Source organism: Streptomyces sp. NPDC003635 (assembly GCF_053587635.1).
Genome location: NZ_JBSFOK010000050.1, coordinates 18,597 through 31,797 on the forward strand (window position 1 = coordinate 18,597; position 13,201 = coordinate 31,797).

The 13,201-nt window shown below is 71.4% G+C and carries 12 protein-coding genes and 1 pseudogene; 9 read left to right on the plus strand and 4 right to left on the minus strand.

Going from position 1 to position 13,201, the window contains the following annotated elements:
• Window positions 1-41: 41 nt before the first annotated feature.
• Window positions 42-215: pseudogene (locus ACWDRW_RS33315) on the plus strand (phosphate ABC transporter substrate-binding protein); the annotation flags it as partial.
• 600 nt (window positions 216-815) lie between these two features.
• On the opposite strand, the gene ACWDRW_RS33320 reads toward ACWDRW_RS33315, so the two are convergent.
• Window positions 816-1,526: an SLATT domain-containing protein gene (locus ACWDRW_RS33320; protein WP_451729997.1), complete on the minus strand. Its 711-nt coding sequence runs from the start codon at window positions 1,524-1,526 to the stop codon at window positions 816-818.
• A gap of 247 nt (window positions 1,527-1,773) precedes the next feature.
• Here ACWDRW_RS33320 and ACWDRW_RS33325 point away from each other — a divergent pair, with 247 nt between their 5' ends.
• From ACWDRW_RS33325 to ACWDRW_RS33335, 3 genes are all read left to right on the plus strand, one after another.
• On the plus strand, window positions 1,774-2,112 hold the full coding sequence (locus tag ACWDRW_RS33325) for a YbaB/EbfC family nucleoid-associated protein (protein WP_451729999.1): 339 nt from the start codon (window positions 1,774-1,776) through the stop codon (window positions 2,110-2,112).
• A 70-nt stretch (window positions 2,113-2,182) separates the two neighbouring features.
• Window positions 2,183-2,782, plus strand: coding sequence for a recombination mediator RecR (gene recR, locus ACWDRW_RS33330; protein WP_361275583.1), 600 nt, complete (start codon window positions 2,183-2,185; stop codon window positions 2,780-2,782).
• A complete protein-coding gene (locus tag ACWDRW_RS33335; protein ID WP_451730002.1) occupies window positions 2,775-3,434 on the plus strand; it encodes a DUF5063 domain-containing protein in 660 nt (219 codons plus the stop codon). The genes recR and ACWDRW_RS33335 overlap by 8 nt, the downstream gene beginning before the upstream one ends.
• A 61-nt stretch (window positions 3,435-3,495) precedes the next feature.
• On the opposite strand, the gene ACWDRW_RS33340 is transcribed toward ACWDRW_RS33335, so the two are convergent.
• Together ACWDRW_RS33340 and ACWDRW_RS33345 are read right to left on the minus strand one after the other, a co-directional pair.
• Window positions 3,496-4,683, minus strand: a complete 1,188-nt coding sequence (locus tag ACWDRW_RS33340) for a cytochrome P450 (RefSeq protein WP_451730005.1) — start codon at window positions 4,681-4,683, stop codon at window positions 3,496-3,498.
• Complete coding sequence (locus ACWDRW_RS33345; RefSeq protein WP_451730008.1) at window positions 4,673-5,401, minus strand: tRNA-dependent cyclodipeptide synthase; 729 nt, start codon at window positions 5,399-5,401, stop codon at window positions 4,673-4,675. The genes ACWDRW_RS33340 and ACWDRW_RS33345 overlap by 11 nt, the downstream gene beginning before the upstream one ends.
• Window positions 5,402-5,679: 278 nt before the next feature.
• Here ACWDRW_RS33345 and ACWDRW_RS33350 point away from each other — a divergent pair, with 278 nt between their 5' ends.
• The 4 genes from ACWDRW_RS33350 to ACWDRW_RS33365 all read left to right on the plus strand — a co-directional run bounded on the left by ACWDRW_RS33350 (window position 5,680) and on the right by ACWDRW_RS33365 (window position 10,393).
• On the plus strand, window positions 5,680-6,951 hold the full coding sequence (locus ACWDRW_RS33350; protein ID WP_451730011.1) for an aspartate kinase: 1,272 nt from the start codon (window positions 5,680-5,682) through the stop codon (window positions 6,949-6,951).
• On the plus strand, window positions 6,951-8,009 hold the full coding sequence (locus ACWDRW_RS33355; protein ID WP_451730014.1) for an aspartate-semialdehyde dehydrogenase: 1,059 nt from the start codon (window positions 6,951-6,953) through the stop codon (window positions 8,007-8,009). Before ACWDRW_RS33350 ends, ACWDRW_RS33355 begins: the two co-directional genes overlap by 1 nt.
• A 504-nt stretch (window positions 8,010-8,513) precedes the next feature.
• Complete coding sequence (locus ACWDRW_RS33360) at window positions 8,514-9,125, plus strand: SigE family RNA polymerase sigma factor (RefSeq protein ID WP_451730016.1); 612 nt, start codon at window positions 8,514-8,516, stop codon at window positions 9,123-9,125.
• Window positions 9,122-10,393 carry a hypothetical protein gene (locus tag ACWDRW_RS33365; RefSeq protein ID WP_451730019.1) on the plus strand — a complete coding sequence of 424 codons (1,272 nt, stop codon included), beginning with the start codon at window positions 9,122-9,124 and terminating at the stop codon, window positions 10,391-10,393. The genes ACWDRW_RS33360 and ACWDRW_RS33365 overlap by 4 nt, the downstream gene beginning before the upstream one ends.
• A gap of 51 nt (window positions 10,394-10,444) precedes the next feature.
• On the opposite strand, the gene ACWDRW_RS33370 is transcribed toward ACWDRW_RS33365, so the two are convergent.
• Window positions 10,445-11,233, minus strand: a complete 789-nt coding sequence (locus ACWDRW_RS33370; protein WP_451730022.1) for an SURF1 family protein — start codon at window positions 11,231-11,233, stop codon at window positions 10,445-10,447.
• Window positions 11,234-11,358: 125 nt separating this feature from the next.
• Here ACWDRW_RS33370 and ACWDRW_RS33375 point away from each other — a divergent pair, with 125 nt between their 5' ends.
• Window positions 11,359-13,188, plus strand: coding sequence for a prolyl oligopeptidase family serine peptidase (locus ACWDRW_RS33375; protein WP_451730024.1), 1,830 nt, complete (start codon window positions 11,359-11,361; stop codon window positions 13,186-13,188).
• Window positions 13,189-13,201: the final 13 nt, after the last annotated feature.

The window sequence follows — 13,201 nt, forward strand, 5'->3', positions numbered from 1 at the left end:
CCGCACACTTGTCCGGCTCCGGGGAGTCGCGGGGGCACCCGATGGAGTTGCTGAGCGCAGAGAACGTCGTCGCCGTCGCCACGGCCGCGGCCGGCATCGTGGCCTCGGCCGTCATGGTCTGGTACGAGCGCCGGGTGCCCCGCCGTAAGCGGATCGGCTACCGCGTCCAGATGGACAACCCGATCGGCGACGACGTCGCCTCGGGCCGCGCCAACGTCCCGCCGCTGGGCCCTGTCGTTGGGTTTCTGTCACCGGACTCCGCTGCTGGGCCCTGTGGCTGGGCTTCTGTCACCGGTCCTCGCCGCTGGGCCCCGGACAGCGGACTCCGTCGGGGCCACTGTCACAGGGTCTCAGTCAGCGGACCCCCTACGGAACCCCGATGCCTGGCCCCTGTCAGAGGGCCTCCACGGCCGACCCCTCGACACCGACTTCCGTCGCCGGGGCTCCGTGGCCGGCCCTTCGGCACCGCCCCTAGACACCAGCTTCCGTCAGCGGGCCCCGTCGGCGGTCCTTCGAGGCCCACCGATTCCGTTAGCGGGCCTGCGTCGGCGGTCCTTTGACACGGACCGGCTTTCGTCGGCGGCCTGGGTCGGCGGTCCTTTGACACGGACCGGCTTTCGTCGGCGGCCTGGGTCGGCGGTCCTTTGACACGGACCGGGCCTTCGACGCCGACCGGTTTTCGTCGCCGGGCCTTCGGCACCGGCCGGTTTTCGTCGCCGGGCCTTCGGCACCGGCCGGTTTTCGTCGCCGGGCCTTCGACACCGGTCGGCTTCCGTCAGTGGGCCTTCGTCACCGGCCCTTGACACTCGCCCCCGTCACCTCGGCTCCGGTGGGCGTTGGCGGGGCATGTTGGGGCGGGTCGGGCCGCCGGGGGGGAGGGGGAAGCGGCCCTGGACCACCGTGCCGTCCTGGCGGCCGCCTCCAGCGACGGCGCCCTGGATGCCCATCGGCGCCGAGCCGGTCCGGAACTCCACCATCCAGTCCGCCGTCTCCGTCCGCACCAGCTCCGTCACGTCCTCCGAGAACCGCCGCAGCACCCCGAGACACCGGTCCGCCGCCTCGCTCGCCGTACCCTCCGCAGGCCCCAGCACCTCCCGTACGCTCTCCGAGGCCCAGTCGAACTGAAGTACCTGCAGGCGCCGCTGCACCGCCTGCGCCGTGGCCACGTCCCTTATCCACCCGGACGTCACCCCGAAGAACCGGTCCACGCCCACACACGCCACCGCCAGCAGCAGTGCCAGATAGCCCCACGGCGCCACCCCACCCAGCACCCCGGTGAGATCCAGCAACGGCAACGCGGCCCCGGACACCGCCCCCAACGCCGCCCCTCCGCGCAGCACCCGCGCCCCGCGCCGCTTCCACACCCGGTCCGTGAGATACCAGGCCGCCGTGTCCAGCGCCCCGCGCTCCACCCACTGGTACAGCTCGTCCAGCCGTACCGCGGGCTCGCCCCAGTCGCCCAGCGGAAACGCCCGCCCCACAAGATCGCCCGGCGGATACTCGGGCTGCATCTCCGGCTGACCCACCCGGCACTCCCTACCTGGTCCCGACCTGCTCCTGACCGATCACATCGCGTGACGGCTGATGCTCATGTGCGGGACCCTTCCTACCGCCCAATGGGTGGCGAAGGGGATGCTTTCACCGCTTTTCCGCTCGGAAGTGGCCCTTGATCAGGTATAGGCCGCACATTCGCCTCACTCGAAAGAGTGCCGGGGCGACGGCTGACCAGACCACGTAGGCTCGTTCCAGAAGCCATACGACAAGGAGCTGATCGTGATCCCCGGTGGTGGCCAGCCCAACATGCAGCAGCTGCTCCAGCAGGCCCAGAAGATGCAGCAGGACCTGGCGAACGCCCAGGAGGAACTGGCGAGGACCGAGGTCGACGGTCAGTCCGGCGGTGGCCTGGTGAAGGCGACCGTCACCGGCGCCGGCGAACTCCGCGCTCTCAAGATCGACCCGAAGGCGGTCGACCCCGAGGACACCGAGACCCTCGCGGACCTGATCGTCGCGGCGGTCCACGCGGCCAACGAGAACGCCCAGACCCTCCAGCAGCAGAAGCTCGGCCCGCTCGCCCAGGGCCTCGGCGGCGGCATCCCGGGTCTGCCTTTCTAAGACGGCGGCAGGCCCTCTACCGTACGTAGTGAAGGGCCGTACGGAGGAACCCAGGAAGGACGGCAGTCCGTTGTACGAAGGCGTGGTCCAGGACCTGATCGACGAGCTGGGTCGGCTGCCCGGCGTCGGTCCCAAGAGCGCGCAGCGGATCGCCTTCCACATCCTGCAGGCGGAGCCGACGGACGTGCGGCGGCTCGCGCAGGCCCTCATGGAGGTCAAGGCGAAGGTCCGTTTCTGCGCGACCTGTGGAAACGTCGCGCAGGAAGAGCTCTGCAACATCTGCCGCGACGCCCGCCGCGACCCGTCGGTGATCTGTGTGGTCGAGGAGCCGAAGGACGTCGTGGCGATCGAGCGCACCCGCGAGTTCCGCGGCCGCTATCACGTGCTCGGCGGCGCGATCAGCCCCATCGAGGGCGTCGGTCCGGACGACCTCCGTATACGAGAACTTCTCGCGCGGTTGGCCGACGGGACAGTGACCGAGCTGATCCTGGCCACGGACCCGAATCTGGAAGGCGAGGCCACGGCCACGTACCTCGCCCGCATGATCAAGCCCATGGGCCTCAAGGTCACCCGCCTGGCCAGCGGCCTCCCGGTGGGTGGCGACCTGGAATACGCGGACGAGGTCACCCTCGGCCGCGCCTTCGAGGGGAGACGACTCCTAGATGTCTGACGCCACGCTGCACGCGACGAACCAGGACCCGGACGACTTCGTGGTCCAGATCGCGGACCAGGTAGAGAGCTTCCTGGTAGCGGTCACCGAGGTGGCCAAGGGCGACGAGCCGGAATCGGCGATCCCCTTCCTCCTCCTGGAGGTCTCGCAGCTCCTGCTGGCCGGCGGCCGTCTCGGCGCGCACGAGGACATCGTCCCCGAGGAGCGCTACGAGCCCGACCTCGGCCCGGAACCGGACGTCGACGAACTCCGTGAGCGCCTGGCCCGCATCCTGGACCCGGTGGACGTCTACTCGGAGGTCTTCGACCCCTACGAGCCCCGCAAGGCGCCCGTTCCCGCCCGGATCTCCGACGACCTGGCGGACGTGATCACCGACCTCCGGCACGGCATGGCCCACTACCGCGCGGGCCGCACCACCGAGGCCCTGTGGTGGTGGCAGTTCTCCTACTTCTCCAACTGGGGCTCCACGGCGTCGGCGACCCTGCGCGCCCTGCAGTCCGTCCTCGCCCACGTCCGTCTGAACCAGCCCCTGGAAGAACTCGACGGTCTCGACACGGACCAGTCCATGGGCGACGACACCCTGGAGTTCGAGGCGGGCAAGGTCATGGCGGAGGAGATCGCGGGACCGCTGGGGCTGCGGACGGTGAAGTAGGCACAGCCCGTGACTCGGCGACCGGTTGAAGGCGGCCGGTCGCCGAGTTTTCAGCGTGCGGTCACCACATGACCGGGAGTCGCTCCGGGATCCGTTTCATGAAGCCGGTTCGCCAGACCAGCTGTTCGATCGGTACGGCGAGCCGGAGTCCTGGCATGCGGTCCAGGAGTACGTCGAGGGCGACCTCGGCGTGCTTGCGGCCGAGGGCCGTGGCGGGGCAGTAGTGGCGGCCGCCGCCGAAGGAGAGGTGCGCGGCGCTGTTGGCGCGGCCGAGGTCGACGGTGTGCGGGTCGGGGAAGGCGGCCGGGTCGAAGTTGGCGCCCTCGACGAGGACGAGGACGAGCTCACCCGCCCGTACGTCGACGTCTCCGAGCCGGACGTCCTCCAGGGCCAGCCTCGGCAGGCCGTCCCCGATCGACAGGTTGACGCGCAGCAGCTCCTCGACCGCCGCCGGGATCCTCCCGCGGTCCGCCACCAAGTCCGCCTGGAGTTCCGGGTGCTGGAACAGCGACACCAGGGCCATGCTCAGGAAGCCCGAGGTCGAGATGACCCCCGCGCCGAACATCGTCACCCCGACCGTCGCCAGCATCTCGTCGGTGAGGTGCGCGTACTCGGGGTCCCCGCGCAGCGCCGCGAGGTCGGCCAGCAGACCGCTCGTCGCCGGGTCGTCGAGCCGCTCGCTCATGTGCGCGATGTCGCGGTCCCAGTTGAGCCGGGCGCCCGTGACCGGGCAGGCGGAGTTCATGAACGCGATGTCCAGGCTGCGCATCAGCCGGGGCGCGTCATCCTGCGGGATGCCGAGGATGTGGCAGTGCATGCCCGCCGAGTAGGGGTCGGCGAAACCGGCCCGCAGGTCCACGGGCGCGCCCGCCCGTTCCAGGGCGTCGACGAGCCGGCCGGCGCAGGACCGCATCCACGCGACGAGCCCCGGGCTCTTCGGATTCAGGGCCTTGAGGACGGCCTTGCGCAGGCCGGCGCCCGTGATGTTCCCCATGTTGTTGACGACCTCGGGCGGGATCGTCAGCGCGTACTGGCGGGGAACGCCCGGGGCCGCGGTGTCCTTGAGGCTGAAGCGGGCGTCGTCGAGGACCTGTTTGCACAGGTCGTACGAGGAGACCAGCCAGGCCTCGTCGCCGGCGATGGTGCGGACCCGGCGGACCGGGGTGTTCGTGCGCAACTCCTCGACTTCCCGCGGGAGTTGGTCGCCGCGCCAGGAGAAGGGGAAGTCGATCAAGTGGTCAGTGGACATCGGTCGCCTCCTGCGCCGGGGTGACGATCGCGTGGCCCTGGTTGCGCGAGGCGCGCAGACCGGCGCCGGGGGCGTAGAGCAGTTCGGCCATCGGCAGCAGCTGGTGGTAGCAGTTCAGGGAGGACGGGACGCCGAGGACGGCCGGGGTGTCCAGGAAGAGGGGCGCCTCGGCGCAGACGTACGCCATGCAGACCTCGCGCTGGGCCTCGGTGGCGTCCTCCGCCCTGCCGGACAGGAAGGAGCCGACGAGCTGCTCGCAGGTCGTGCGGAACTCCTCGTCGGTGCCGAGCCGGGCCGTGAGGTGCTCGTGCAGGTCGCGGTAGGCGGGGTTGGCGCCGAAGTCCGACATGGCGTGGGCCCGCACCCGGGTGCCGCCGGGGTCCACGGCCCGGACCGCGCCCCGCACCTTGGCGCGGACCCCGCGCAGGTTCTTCACCGCCTTGCGGCGGGCGTCGTCGGGGCGGTAGCCGGACGCCTCGTACATCTCCGCGATGTGCAGATCGGTGTAGACGAAGTCCACCCGGTCGAACAGGGCCATCCCCCAGCGGGCCAGGTCCAGGACCCGCCGGGCGGAGAAATAGCTGTTCCCGGGGGAGACCCCGATGACGGCGTGGTCTCCGGCGGCGCGGATGACCTCGCAGTGCGGGGTGAAGGCGCGGACCTCGAAGAGGCCGGAGGGGGTGACGTGCTGGATCTCTGAGACGGTCGCAGTCGTCAAGGAAGGAAATCCTTCACGCGTCGCAAGTCCCGATGGAGCCGTGTGCTCCTGGTGTGGCGACGACGACGCGACGTTAGCGAGCGACTACGGAGAGCGTCAACGGGTGACCTGGCCCACTTTGCGGAGTGCTCCCCCGAAGGTGGGGGCAGGGACCGTCTTGGGTGTCCGGGTCTCACCATGTGGCTTCACGATGGCCGATTTCGGGCGCTCGATAGACTGAACCGGCCGCAGCGCATACGTGTGCCTGCGGAAAGAGACGGATTGAGCGAGGAGCGCACGTGGGCCTTGTCGTGCAGAAGTACGGAGGCTCCTCCGTAGCCGATGCCGAGGGCATCAAGCGCGTCGCCAAGCGGATCGTGGAAGCGAAGAAGAACGGCCACCAGGTGGTCGTCGTCGTTTCCGCGATGGGCGACACGACGGACGAGCTGATCGATCTCGCCGAGCAGGTATCACCGATGCCTGCGGGGCGTGAGTTCGACATGCTGCTGACCGCCGGAGAGCGGATCTCCATGGCCCTGCTGGCCATGGCGATCAAAAACCTGGGCCACGAGGCCCAGTCCTTCACCGGCAGCCAGGCAGGCGTCATCACCGACTCGGTCCACAACAAAGCGCGGATCATCGATGTCACGCCGGGCCGGATCCGGGAGTCCCTGGACAAGGGCAACATCGCCATCGTGGCCGGGTTCCAGGGCGTCAGCCAGGACAAGAAGGACATCACCACGCTCGGCCGCGGCGGCAGCGACACCACGGCCGTGGCACTGGCGGCCGCCCTCGACGCCGAGGTCTGCGAGATCTACACGGACGTCGACGGCGTGTTCACCGCCGACCCGCGGGTGGTGAAGAAGGCGAAGAAGATCGACTGGATCTCCTTCGAGGACATGCTGGAGCTCGCGGCCTCCGGCTCCAAGGTGCTGCTCCACCGGTGTGTGGAGTACGCCCGCCGTTACAACATCCCGATCCATGTGCGGTCCAGCTTCAGCGGACTTCAGGGCACGTGGGTCAGCAGTCAGCCGATTGGGGACCAGAAGGTGGAGCAGGCCATCATCTCCGGTGTCGCGCACGACACCTCCGAGGCCAAGATCACGGTCGTCGGTGTGCCGGACAAGCCGGGCGAGGCCGCCGCGATCTTCCGCACGATCTCGGACGCCGAGATCAACATCGACATGATCGTGCAGAACGTCTCCGCCGCCGCCACCGGGCTGACGGACATCTCCTTCACGCTTCCCAAGGCCGAGGGCCGCAAGGCCATCGACGCCCTGGAGAAGAACAAGGCCGGCATCGGCTTCGACTCGCTGCGCTACGACGACCAGATCGGCAAGATCTCCCTGGTCGGCGCGGGGATGAAGACCAACCCGGGCGTCACGGCGGACTTCTTCACCGCGCTGTCCGACGCGGGCGTGAACATCGAGCTGATCTCGACCTCCGAGATCCGCATCTCGGTCGTCACCCGCGCCGACGACGTCAACGAGGCCGTGCGCGCCGTGCACACCGCCTTCGGCCTCGACTCCGACAGCGACGAGGCGGTCGTGTACGGCGGCACCGGCCGCTGATGTCCGGGTCCCGGCGGCCGACGCTCGCAGTCGTGGGAGCGACCGGCGCCGTCGGCACGGTCATGCTCCAGATCCTGTCCCAGCACGCGGACATCTGGGGCGAGATCCGTCTGATCGCCTCGCCGCGCACGGCCGGCCGCAAGCTGGCCGTGCGCGGCGAGGAGGTCGAGGTGGTGGCCCTGTCGGAGGAGTGCTTCGACGGGGTCGACATCGCCATGTTCGACGTCCCCGACGAGGTGGCCGAGCGCTGGGCGCCGGTGGCCGCGGCCAAGGGCGTGGTCGTCGTCGACAACTCCGGCGCCTTCCGGATGGACCCCGACGTACCCCTCGTGGTGCCCGAGGTCAACGCGCACGCGGCCCGGATGCGGCCGCGCGGCATCATCGCCAACCCCAACTGCACGACCTTGTCGATGATCGTCGCCCTGGGCGCGCTGCACGCCGAGTTCGGGCTGCGCGAGCTGGTGGTGTCCTCGTACCAGGCGGTGAGCGGCGCGGGCCGGGCGGGCGTGGAGACGCTGCGGCAGCAACTGGCGCTGGTCGCGGGCACGGAGCTCGGCACCCACCCCGGTGATGTGCGGCGGGCCGTCGGCGACAACACCGGGCCGTTCCCGGAGCCGGTCGCGCTGAACGTCGTGCCGTGGGCCGGGTCGCCCCGGGCGGACGGCTGGTCGTCGGAGGAGATGAAGGTGCGGGACGAGTCCCGCAAGATCCTGGGGCTGCCGTCGCTGCCGGTGGCGGTGACCTGTGTCCGGGTTCCCGTGATCACCACGCACTCCCTGACCGTGCACGCCCGCTTCGAGGGCGAGGTCACCGTGGCCCGGGCCCGCGAGATCCTCGCCACGGCGCCCGGGGTCGTGCTGTTCGACAATCCGGAGGCGGGGGAGTTCCCCACGCCCGCGGATGTGGTCGGCACCGATCCGACCTGGGTCGGCCGGGTGCGCCGGGCGCTGGACGACCCCACGGCGCTGGAGCTCTTCGTGTGCGGGGACAACCTGCGCAAGGGGGCGGCGCTGAACACCGCGCAGATCGCCGAGCTGGTGGCGGCCGAGTTCTCCTGAGGGCGGCCCGCGGCAGAGGTGCCGTACCGGCGGCCCGCGGCAGAGTTGTCGCACCGGCGGCCCGCGACCGGAAAAGCGTGCGGTCCTGGTGGGCGAAGTTTGTAGGATCTGCGTGAAGAATGTGAGCCGGATGATGGTCCGTACCACTTGATCAGGACCTCTTCGGCGTTCGAAGATTTCCTCCCCGCCCTCCGCAACCGCGCGGAGGGCGGGGAGCGTCTTTGCGGTCGCCCTACGGCGGGTGTGTGGACGCGTTTTTCAGGCGTGGGGACGCCATGAGCAGGGCGTGGGGACGCCCGTTCATATGGGACATAGGGGAAGAACGGGACGCATGAGTGCATGTGAGGCACCGTCAGTCGTGCTGCCTGACGCAAAAGTGACGTCCGGCACGTACAACCCTCACGGGGGGAAGCGTGTCCAACTGGCGTGGCAGAGGTACTCGACTTCCATGCGGCGACGCGCGGCACGGCCCTACGGCCCCCGCGCCCTTCCCGCCGACCCCGCATGCCCGGTACGCCCGGCGGCATGCCGGTGATCGCACCCATGCCCGCAGCGCGGCCCGCCCGCATACCCAGTCAGCGTGACGGCTCCGAGGCGCCCTACGCCGAGGAGGCGGCGGCCGCCGGCACCACGGTCGACCACCTCACCGAGACCTACCGCGCCCACTACCGGTCGCTGCTCGGTCTCGCCGCGCTCCTGCTCGACGACACGGCCTCCTGCGAGGACGTCGTCCAGGAGGCGTTCATCCGCGTCCACTCGGCGCGCAAGAGAGTCAGAGACCCGGAGAAGACGCTGGCGTACCTGCGCCAGACGGTGGTGAACCTCTCCCGCTCGGCACTGCGCCGCCGCATCCTCGGCCTGAAGCTCCTGTCGAAGCCGATGCCGGACATGGCGAGCGCGGAGGAGGGGGCCTACGACCAGCTGGAGCGCGACTCCCTGATCAAGGCCATGAAGGGCTTGCAGCGCCGCCAGCGCGAGGTCCTGGTGCTGCGCTACTTCGCGGACATGACGGAGGCGCAGGTCGCCGAGACGCTCGGCATATCCCTGGGCTCGGTCAAGGCGTACGGCTCGCGCGGCATCGCGGCGCTGCGGGTCGCGATGGAGGCGCCGGCATGAGCGGGGACCACGACGAACGGCGGCGCCGCACCAAGGCGCCGAAGCACTCGCACGCTGGGAACGGAACTGTGAACCACGGCCCCGACGACCAGGGCCCCACCGGGCACCACGCGGACGACCAGGGCCCGCACGAGGCGGCCCCCGCGACCCCGGCCGAACAGGCCGACGCCAGTGAGACGACCGCGCCGGACCCGGACGGCCTGGACCGGCTGCGGGCGCTCGCCCTGGGCCCGGCCGGCGAGGCCGGCGCCGGGGCGGGCTCCGAGGAGCTGGACCTGCGGCGGCTGCTGCGGGACGCGGTGCAGGAGATCGAGCCGCGGGACGGCACACTCGAGCATCTGCGGCGGGCGGTGCCCGCGCGGCGGGCGCGCAAGCGGCAGGCCCTCGTCGGCATGGCGGCGGCCGCGCTGTTCGTCGGTACTGCGGTGCCGGCGCTGGTGCACGTGTCCAACGCCACGGGCCCGGGCGCCAACCCCTCCATGGCGGGACACGGCACCCAGGCCCAGGGCGGCGCCAGCCAGGGCGTGGACCCCGACGGCGGCTCCGGCTCGGTCGGCGGGTCCTCGGGCACGACCGAGCACCAGGGCAAGGAGAACGAGCAGAAGGAGAACGACGGCGAGGGCGACGGCAACAGCACCGGCCCGGGCGGCAGCGCGGACCCGTCGGCGACGACCGAGACGGGCGCGGCGGTCTGTACGGCGGACCAGCTGGCGGTCGCCGCTTCGGGCGCGGGCGCGCCGGACGCGGTCGGCACGGTCTACGGCACCTTCCGCTTCACCAACTCCTCCCTGACCGCCTGCACGGTCACGAGCCCGGGCTCGCTCAGCGCGGTGGCCGGCGGCGCGGCGGACCCGACGAAGATCTCCACGGCCCGCCACATCTCCGGCGACCCGGCGACGGCCCTGCCCGACCCGTCGGTGGAACTGACGTCCCTGCTGCTCCAGCCGGGATCCGCGTACGAGGTGAAGTTCGCCTGGGTCCCCTCGGAGACCTGCCCCTCGACCGGCGACAACTCCGGCGGCACGACGGGCAACCCCGGCGACCCGACCGCCGACCCCACCCCTACGGACGGTTCGACCACGACGGAGGGCACCTCCACCGGCGGCGACACCGGCACGTCCACCCAGCTCCTGAGGGCGGACGGCACCATGGACGGCACGGTCACGGTGTCCAACACCGCGGCCCCGGCGGCTCCCACCGCCCAGACCACGATCTCGGGCGCCTGCGCGGGCACGGTCTACTGGACCGGGGTACTGGCGGGGGCGTAGGACCCCGGGGCGGTCGCTCGGGCGCCGCCCCGGCCGCCGTACGGCCGTCGCTCAGGCGGTGACCCGCTCCTCGGCCTCCCGCTCCGCCACCAGGCCCAGCTCCGCGTCGCGCAGGAACTCCACCTCGCGACGCAGCAGCCGGAACCACATGAAGACCACGAACCCGGCGAAGACGAACCACTCCCCGGTGTAGCCGAGGTTCTGGAAGGCCTTCAGATCCAGCCCCGAACCCTGGGCCGTGCCGGCCGGTACGGCCCGCATGCCCCCGTCCCCGTCGTTCAGGGTCACCCACGCGTCGTACAGGTCGTACGGCACGAGGTTCACCAAGGACGCCGCGCTGATCGCCCCGGCCTGCCCCGCGGGCAGCCCTCCTTGGCCCGGCACGCCGTTCTCCCCGGGCTGCTCGGACGCCTGAAGCGCCCCGGTGACCGTGACCTCGCCGGCGGGCGCGGCCGGCACCTTCGAGGGATCCGCGTCCCCGGGCAGCCACCCCCGCACCACCGGCAGGGCCTGCCCGCCGTCGGTCCGCAGCAGCGTCAGGACGTAGAACCCCCGGCGCTCGTCCAGCTCCCGGTCCGGCACCAGCAGCTGCTCGCCGTACCGCCCGGTGGCCGTGACCTGCTTGCCCACCGTCGCCTTGTCCACCGGCAGCAGCTCAGCCACCGGCCGCGCGGCCTCCCGCTTGTCGGACGCGGCGCGCGCCTCGGCGCCCTGGTGGTCGTCCACCCGCTCCTCGAACCGGCTCAGCTGCCACGACCCCATGAAGACGCAGAAGGGGATGGCGAGCAGCACGAAGACGTTGATCCCCCACCAACGGGGCGTCAGCAGAAACCGGTACACGCCACCACGGTACGGGCACCCCCAGGGCACCGGTCCCGCGGGGTCGCAGCGAACGCGGCGGGAAGTTGTCCACAGGGCGATGACCGGGCCAGCGCATTGTCGGCTCGGGCGGGCACTATGGGGCCATGACTGAGAGCAACGGGTCCGCCGCGCCGGATCAGCAGAAGCAGAGCCGGGAGCTGCCGGACTGGGAGAAGCGCTTTCGGGCGCCCCGGGTGTCACTGCCGGACTGGGCGGAGGACGCCCCGGACCGCTCCCTGTTCGTGTCGAACGCGACGGGGACGTACGAGCTGTACGCCTGGGACCGAGCCACCGGCGAGCAGCGCCAGGTGACGAACCGGCCGAACGGCACGACGGACGGCGTGCTCTCCCCGGACGGCGCCTGGATCTGGTGGTTCGACGACAAGGACGGCGACGAGTTCGGCGTCTGGCGCCGCCAGCCCTTCGCGGGTGGTGAGGACGAGCTGGCGACCCCGGGCCTCGACCCCTCCTATCCCGCGGGCCTGGCCCTGGGCCGCGACGGCCGTACGGCGATCGTGGGCCGCTCCACGGACGAGGAGGGCACGACGATCCATCTCGCCCGCCTCGGCGAGCCCCCGGCCGAGCTCTACCGCCACCGCGAGTCGGCGGGCGTCGGTGATCTCTCCCACGACGGTTCGCTGATCGCCGTCGAGCACACCGAGCACGGCGACGCCATGCACTCCGCGCTGCGGGTGCTGCGTCCGGACGGCACGGCGGTGGCCGAGCTGGACGACACCAAGGGCGGCACCGTGGAGCTGGGCCTCGAGGTGCTGGGCTTCGCCCCGGTCGACGGCGACAGCCGCCTCCTCGTCGGCCACCAGCGCCGCGGCCGCTGGGAACCGCTGGTGTGGGACGTCGCCACGGGCGAGGAGACGGACCTGGTCCTGGACCTGCCGGGCGACGTGAGCGCCGAGTGGTACCCGGACGGCTCGGGGCTGCTGGTCGCGCACAGCCACGAGGCCCGTAGCGAGCTCTTCCGCTACGACCTCACCACCCACGAGCTGACCGGGATCCCCACGCCGAAGGGCACCGTCTCGGGTGCGACGGCCCGCCCGGACGGCACGGTCGAGTTCCTGTGGTCCTCGGCCGCCGAGCCGTCGACGGTCCGTTCGACGACCGGCAAGGTCGTCCTGGACCCTCCGGGCATGAAGTCCCCGGGTTCGGTCCCCGTGGCGGACGTCTGGGTGGAGGGCCCGGGCGGCCGGATCCACGCCCTGGTCCAGAAGCCGGCGGGCGCCACCGGGCCGCTCCCCACGGTCTTCGACATCCACGGTGGCCCGACCTGGCACGACAGCGACGCCTTCGCGGCGGGCCCGGCGGCCTGGGTGGACCACGGCTACGCGGTCGTCCGGGTCAACTACCGGGGCTCGACGGGTTACGGCCGGGCCTGGACGGACGCGCTGAAGCACCGGGTGGGCCTGATCGAGCTGGAGGACATCGCGGCGGTCCGGGAGTGGGCGATCGAGTCCGGCCTCGCCGACCCCGCCCGGCTGATCCTCACCGGCGGCTCCTGGGGCGGCTACCTCACGCTCCTGGGGCTGGGCACCCAGCCCGACGCGTGGGCGCTGGGCATCGCGGCGGTGCCGGTGGCGGACTACGTCACGGCGTACCACGACGAGATGGAGGCGCTGAAGGCGATGGACCGCACGCTGCTGGGCGGCACCCCGGAGGAGGTCCCGGAGCGCTTCGAGGCGTCGTCACCGCTCACGTACGTGGACGAGGTCAAGGCACCCGTCTACATCTCGGCGGGCGTGAACGACCCCCGCTGCCCCATCCGCCAGATCGACAACTACGTCAAGCGTCTGGAGGCCCGGGGAGCGGTCCACGAGGTCTACCGCTACGACGCCGGTCACGGGTCGCTGGTGGTGGACGAGCGGATCAAGCAGGTGAGGCTGGAACTGGACTTCGCGGAACGGCACTTGCCGAAGGGCTAGCAGGAGAAGGGGG

Bases quoted from the DNA above. Each gene is read 5' to 3' on its own strand.
- ACWDRW_RS33335 (WP_451730002.1), top strand. From the start codon at position 2,775: ATGTCTGACGCCACGCTGCACGCGACGAACCAGGACCCGGACGACTTC.
- ACWDRW_RS33340 (WP_451730005.1), bottom strand. From the start codon at position 4,683: ATGTCCACTGACCACTTGATCGACTTCCCCTTCTCCTGGCGCGGCGAC.
- ACWDRW_RS33355 (WP_451730014.1), top strand. From the start codon at position 6,951: ATGTCCGGGTCCCGGCGGCCGACGCTCGCAGTCGTGGGAGCGACCGGC.
- ACWDRW_RS33360 (WP_451730016.1), top strand. From the start codon at position 8,514: ATGCCCGGTACGCCCGGCGGCATGCCGGTGATCGCACCCATGCCCGCA.
- ACWDRW_RS33365 (WP_451730019.1), top strand. From the start codon at position 9,122: ATGAGCGGGGACCACGACGAACGGCGGCGCCGCACCAAGGCGCCGAAG.
- ACWDRW_RS33375 (WP_451730024.1), top strand. From the start codon at position 11,359: ATGACTGAGAGCAACGGGTCCGCCGCGCCGGATCAGCAGAAGCAGAGC.